Here is a 6,435-nt window from a genome sequence, read left to right on the forward strand (position 1 = left end):
TAGTGCTAAGCCGATCAGCCAGCCAGCGGTCTAGGCATAGCCTGGGTACAAGGCCTGACCCAAACATCCCCTCTCCATCTGGGAGAGGGCCAGGGTGAGGGCAACCACAGGCAGTCAGGTCACCTGTTGGCGACGCGAAGAGGACAAGGCTACGATCTTTTTCACTGCTAGGCCGTCGCAGGGATCACCCTCACCCCAACCCTCTAGGGGGAAGTTCGGTGCGCGAGGAGCCTCCTCGCCAGAATGCGCTAACAAAGAGAAAGGGGGCTATTAGCCCCCTTTCCTTCACAACGCCCGACCGGCTTACCGCCGCTTGTCCTTGCGCTTCTTCTCGGCCTTCTTGTGGTGGCTCATCAACCGGCGCTTCTTGTTGACCTGGCGCTCGGTGAGGGTGTTCTTCTTGCCCTCGAAGGGGTTCTCGCCACCGCGGTATTCGATGCGAATCGGCGTCCCCACCAGCTTGAGCACCCGGCGATAGGTCTTTTCCAGGTAGCGGGTATAGGACTTGGGCACCGCTTCCGTCTGGTTGCCGTGGATGACGATCAGCGGCGGGTTGGCGCCGCCCAGGTGGGCATAGCGCAGCTTGATGCGGCGTCCGCTGACCATCGGCGGCTGGTGCTCCTGCACCGCGTCCTCGAGGATCTGGGTCAGGCGGCTGGTGGGCCAGCGGGTGGTGGCCGAGGCGAAGGACTGCTGCACCGACTTGTACAGATGGCCTACGCCGGTGCCATGCAGCGCCGAGATGAAGTGGATGTCGGCGAAGTCGACGAACAGCAGCCGGCGTTCCAGCTCGGTCTTGACGTAGTCGCGCTCGCCGGACTCCATGCCGTCCCACTTGTTGAGGGCGATCACCAGGGCACGACCGGTCTCCAGCACGAAGCCGAGCAGGTTGAGGTCGTGCTCGACCACGCCTTCGCGGGCGTCCATGACGAAGATCACCACGTTGGCGTCCTGGATCGCCTGCAGCGTCTTGACCACCGAGAACTTCTCGACCGCCTCGAAGACCTTGCCGCGCCGGCGTACCCCAGCGGTGTCGATCAGGGTGTAGCGTTCTTCGTTGCGCTCGAAGGGGATGTAGATGCTGTCGCGCGTGGTGCCGGCCTGGTCATAGACGATGACCCGCTCTTCGCCGAGCATGCGGTTGACCAGGGTCGACTTGCCGACGTTGGGTCGACCGATCACGGCGATCTTGATGCCGGTGGTCTCGTCGATGCCCTGCACGCGGCGGAAGACGTCACCGCCCTCTTCCGCGGCCGCCCGCACCTGCTCCTCGGAAAGTTCCTCGACCTCGACCTCGTCCTTGGGGAAGACGCCCAGGGCGGCTTCCAGCAGGTTGTTCACGCCACGGCCGTGGGCCGCCGCGATGGGAAAGGCGTCGCCGATGGCCAGCGGGCTGAATTCCGCCCGGGCGATTTCGGGATCGACGGTGTCGACCTTGTTGGCCACCAGGAAGGTGCGCTTGTTTCTCTTGCGCAGGTGCTCGGCGATCATCTGGTCGGCGACGGTCATGCCGTCGCGGGAGTCCACCAGGAACAGCACCGCATCGGATTCTTCGATGGCCTGCAGCGACTGCTCGGCCATCTTCAGGTCGATGCCTTCCTCGTCACCGGAGATACCGCCGGTGTCGACCACGATGTAGGTGCGTCCCTGCCACTTGGCTTCGCCGTACTTGCGATCGCGGGTCAGGCCGGCGAAGTCGGCGACGATGGCGTCCCGGGTCTTGGTCAGGCGATTGAAAAGCGTGGATTTGCCGACGTTCGGCCGCCCCACCAGGGCAATTACGGGAACCATGCGGCTCTCCCAGAGCAGAAAACACGATGGCCGCTACCGAACTTCACGGTAGCGGCCATCGGTTGAGGATAATAGTTTCTAGCGCAGACGATAGGCGACGAGTTTACCGCCATTGCCATAAACGTAGAGCATATCGCCGACGACCAGTGGCCGTACCCGGACGCCGTCACCGTCGACCTTGGTACGACCGACGAAACGCCCATCGACCTGGCTCAGCAGGTGGATGTAGCCGGCGTAGTCACCCACCACCACGTTGCTCGACCAGACCACCGGCCCGGTGAGCTGGCGACGGGCCAGATCGGCGTTGGTCCAGAGCGCGGAGGTCGAGGATTCCTCGACGGCTTCCACGGTGCCGTTGTCCAGGCTCAGGTAGACGTTGCCGAAGCCTTCGGCCACGCCGTCGTAGCTGGAGGCGTCACGCTGCCAGAGGATCTGGCCGTTGGCCGGATTGAGCGCGACCACGCGGCCGTTGTAGCTGACCACATAGAGGGTGTCGCCCGACAGCGAGAGGCCGCCGTCCACGTCGACGATGCGCTCCAGTTCGGAACGGCCCTTGGGCACGGCGATCTGCTGTTCCCACAGCGGCAGGCCACGCTGCACGTCCAGGGCGACCACCTTGCCGCTGGCGAAGCCGGCCATCACCACCTGGTTGGTGACCAGGGGGGCACCGGTGCCTCTCAGACTCAGCACCGGCTGGGTGTCTTCGTAGATCCAGCGACGGGTACCGCTGCCCAGCTCGAAGGCCTGCAGCTTGTCGTCCTGGGACTGCACCACCACCACGTCGTTGTTGACGACCGGAGCGGACAGCACCTCGCTGGAGGCCTGGGCACGCCACTTCTCGTCGCCACTGGCACTGTCGAGGGCGATGACCTGGCCACGCAGGGTACCGACCAGCACCAGACCGGAGCCGACTCCGACGCCGCCGGAGACCGGCAGGTCCAGGTCCTTCTTCCACAGCACCGCACCGGTCTCGCGATTCATCGCCATGACCCGGCCATCGGCATCGGCGGCAAAGATGGTCTGGCCGTCCACGGCCGGGACCAGGCGGTTGTATTCCTTGCCCTGGCCATCGCCCACCGAGCGACTCCAGACTTCATCCAGCCGGACCTCGGCCTTGATGTCCTTAAGCTCGGCCGGCGGCAATTCCTTCTTGCCGGTGCTGCTGCACCCGACGACCGCAAGGGCGAGACCCAGTACCGCGATAGGCTTCCAGCGCAACATCAGGCGTCTCCTTTGGCGAGATCATCGAGTTTCATCTGCAGCACGCCTTCGGCTGCATCGTTGGGCAGCGCGGCGCGGGCTTTTTCGTAGGCGGCGCGGGCCTCGGTCGGCTTCTTCAGCGCCACCAGCAAATCGCCACGCAATTCTTCGCGGTTGGCGACATAGGCCTTGGGCGCCTCGCCGTCCAGCAGCTTGAGGCCCTCTTCGGCCTTGCCCTCGGCCGCCAGCACCCGGGCCAGACGCTGCCGCGCCAGCTCGCCGAGTTCGGCATCGTGGGGCTTGTCCACCACGGCCTTGAGTTCGGCGGCGGCGTCGTCCAGGCGATTGTTCTCCACCGCCACCTTGGCGACGAAGAGACTGCCGTACTGGGCGTAGGCGGTACCGGAATAATCCTGCTTGAGCTTGCCGTAGGTATCGGTCACCCGCGCGGTGTCGACCTTGCCACCGGGCGCCAGCGCGGCTTCCACCAGCTGCTGATAGAGCACCGAGGCGCCTTGCGCCTGGTTGTTCTGATAGCGCTGCCAGCCCTGCCAGCCGAGTACCGCCACCAGGGCGATGACGCCACCGGCCACCAGCGGCTTGCCGTTACGCTGCCACCAGGCCTTGGCGACCACCAGATTGTCGTCGTCGATGGAACTCAAATCCGTTCTCCTCAATTCCCGCGACCGGAACCGGCCGGGGGCAAAATCTCGTCCAGACGAGCGGCCAGGGCCGCGAAATCGACCTTTTCCTGGGGCGCCTCGCCACGCAGCGGCTTGAGCGCCACCTGTTGCGCGGCCAGTTCGTCCTCACCCAGGATCATCGCCCAGAGCGCGCCGCTCTTGTCGGCCTTCTTGAACTGGCTCTTGAAGCTGCCGGCGCCGGCGTTGACCAGCAGACGCAGGTCGGGACGGGCATCGCGCAGCTGCTCGGCCAGCTTGAGGCCGGCCAGTTCGGCCGCCTCGCCAAAGGCGCAGAGATAGAGATCGGCGGGGCGCTGCAGATCACCGGGCAGGCACTCCAGGGTTTCCAGCAGCAGCACCAGGCGCTCGACGCCCATGGCGAAGCCGACGCCCGGGGTGGGCTTGCCGCCGAACTGGGTGATCAGGCCGTCGTAGCGGCCACCGGCGCAGACGGTGCCCTGGGCACCCAGCTTGTCGGTGACCCACTCGAAGACGGTCCGGCCGTAGTAGTCCAGGCCACGCACCAGCTTGGGATTGATCTGGTAGCGGATGCCGGCGGCGTCCAGGCGGGCCTTGAGGCCATCGAAATGGGCGCGGGATTCGTCGTCCAGGTAGTCCGCCAGGGTCGGGGCGTCCTGCAGCAGCGCCTGGGTCTGGGCGTTCTTGCTGTCGAGGATGCGCAGCGGATTGGTGGTCAGGCGGCGCTGGCTGTCTTCGTCGAGTTGCTCGAAGCGTTCCTGCAGATAGGCCACCAGGGCTTCGCGATAACGCGCGCGATCGGCGCTGGAACCCAGGCTGTTGAGCTGCAGGGTGACGGCGTCGGTCAGCCCCAGGCGCTGCCAGAGGCGCGCGGTGAGCACGATCAGTTCGGCGTCAATGTCCGGACCGGGCAGGTTGAACACCTCCACGCCGATCTGGTGGAACTGGCGATAGCGACCCTTCTGCGGCTTCTCGTAGCGGAACATCGGGCCGGTGTACCAGAGCTTCTGTACCTGGCCCCCCCCGGTCATGCCGTGTTCGAGCACGGCCCGCACGCAACCCGCGGTGCCTTCCGGCCTCAGGGTCAGGGACTCTTCGTTGCGGTCGAGGAAGGTGTACATCTCCTTGTCGACCACGTCGGTACCCTCGCCGATGCCCCGGGCGAAGAGTTCGGTGAACTCCATGATGGGCAGACGGATCTCGTGGTAGCCATAGCCGTCGAGCAGCGTCGCGAAGGTGCGTTCCAGGTAGCGCCAGGCCGGAGTCTGCTCCGGCAGGATATCGTTCATGCCACGGATGGCTTGCAGGGACTTGCTCACGAAAGGGCCTTATTCCTTGATCTTTCAGCTGCGCGCGATGAGTGCGGCATCCGCTTCGGCCTTTTCGGCCGCCTTGCGGCGGATGAGCCCTTCCAGCTCGTCCACCAGATTGTCGTTGTTCAGCTTGGAGGCCGGCTTGCCGTCGATGTACACCAGGTTGTTGGGCGTACCTCCGGTCAGGCCGACATGGGCCTCCTTGGCTTCACCGGGGCCGTTGACCACGCAGCCGATCACCGCGACGTCCAGGGGCACCAGCAGGTCCTCCAGGCGCCCTTCCAGCTCGTTCATGGTCTTGACCACATCGAAGTTCTGCCGCGAGCAGCTCGGGCAGGCGATGAAGTTGATGCCGCGCGAACGCAGGCGCAGGGATTTCAGGATGTCGAAACCGACCTTGATCTCTTCGACCGGATCGGCCGCGAGCGAGATGCGGATGGTGTCGCCGATGCCTTCGGCCAGCAACATGCCCAGGCCCACGGCGGACTTCACCGTACCCGAACGCAGGCCACCGGCTTCGGTGATGCCCAGGTGCAGCGGCTGCTCGATGCGGGTGGCCAACTGGCGGTAGGCGGCCACGGCCATGAAGACGTCGCTGGCCTTCACGCTGACCTTGAAGTCCGGATAGTCCAGCTTCTCCAGGTGGTCGACGTGGCGCATGGCCGATTCCACCAGGGCTTCCGGGGTGGGCTCGCCGTATTTCTTCTGCAGGTCCTTTTCCAGCGAACCGGCGTTGACGCCGATGCGGATCGGGATGCCGCGCTCGCGGGCCGCGTCGACCACCGCCCGGACCCGGTCTTCGCGACCGATGTTGCCGGGGTTGATGCGCAGGCAGTCCACGCCCAGTTCGGCCACGCGCAGGGCGATCTTGTAGTCGAAGTGGATGTCGGCCACCAGCGGCAGGCTGACTCGCTGCTTGATGCGACCGAAGGCTTCGGCGGCGTCCATGTCGGGCACCGAGACGCGCACGATGTCGGCACCGGCGTCCTGCAGGCGCTGGATCTGCGCCACGGTGGCGTCGACGTCGCAGGTTTCGGTGTTGGTCATGCTCTGCACGGCGATGGGGGCATCGCCGCCGACCGGCACCGAGCCGACCCAGATCTTGCGGGACAACCGACGTTTGATGGGCGATTCGCTATGCATGCTGGTTTCCCATGGGGTCGCCGGACGTCATTGTCCGGCCTGACCGAGTTTGATGCGGGCGGTCTCGCCCTTGGTGTAAGGCGCGAGGTCGACGACCTGGCCGTTGTAGGAGATCTGGGCACCGCGGGCAAAGCCGAGACGGATGTTCACCGGCGCCTTGATCGAGGCGTATTCGAGGCTCTCGCCGCCTTTCTTCACGCCGCTGAAGAGGATCTTGCCGCTACCGTCGCTGACCTGCGTCCAGCAATTGGCGGTGAAGCGGATGTTCAGGCTGTCGCTGCCGGCGACGGGCGCCGCGGCAGGGGCGCTGGTCGGCGCGGCCGGGG

At 65.6% G+C, this 6,435-nt stretch carries 6 protein-coding genes; all 6 read right to left on the bottom strand.

Going from position 1 to position 6,435, the window contains the following annotated elements; genetic code table 11:
• Positions 1-303: 303 nt before the first annotated feature.
• Positions 304-1,791 (bottom strand): ribosome biogenesis GTPase Der, encoded by a 1,488-nt coding sequence (gene der, locus DBY63_RS24530; RefSeq protein ID WP_007162433.1) that lies wholly within the window; start codon positions 1,789-1,791, stop codon positions 304-306.
• A 78-nt stretch (positions 1,792-1,869) separates the two neighbouring features.
• Positions 1,870-3,012 carry an outer membrane protein assembly factor BamB gene (gene bamB, locus DBY63_RS24535; RefSeq protein WP_027598340.1) on the bottom strand — a complete coding sequence of 381 codons (1,143 nt, stop codon included), beginning with the start codon at positions 3,010-3,012 and terminating at the stop codon, positions 1,870-1,872.
• Positions 3,012-3,653, bottom strand: coding sequence for a tetratricopeptide repeat protein (locus tag DBY63_RS24540; protein ID WP_007162431.1), 642 nt, complete (start codon positions 3,651-3,653; stop codon positions 3,012-3,014). The genes bamB and DBY63_RS24540 overlap by 1 nt, the downstream gene beginning before the upstream one ends.
• Before the next feature lie 11 nt (positions 3,654-3,664).
• Entirely contained in the window at positions 3,665-4,972 is a 1,308-nt protein-coding gene (gene hisS, locus DBY63_RS24545) for a histidine--tRNA ligase (protein ID WP_108583043.1), read from the bottom strand.
• 24 nt (positions 4,973-4,996) lie between these two features.
• On the bottom strand, positions 4,997-6,109 hold the full coding sequence (gene ispG / locus DBY63_RS24550; RefSeq protein WP_007162429.1) for a flavodoxin-dependent (E)-4-hydroxy-3-methylbut-2-enyl-diphosphate synthase: 1,113 nt from the start codon (positions 6,107-6,109) through the stop codon (positions 4,997-4,999).
• Positions 6,110-6,136: 27 nt separating this feature from the next.
• A partial coding sequence (locus tag DBY63_RS24555; RefSeq protein ID WP_146750274.1) for a DUF4115 domain-containing protein occupies positions 6,137-6,435 on the bottom strand: 299 nt, incomplete at its 5' end.

It is taken from the genome of Pseudomonas sp. RIT411 (assembly GCF_003057735.2).
Lineage (GTDB): Bacteria > Pseudomonadota > Gammaproteobacteria > Pseudomonadales > Pseudomonadaceae > Chryseomonas > Chryseomonas oryzihabitans.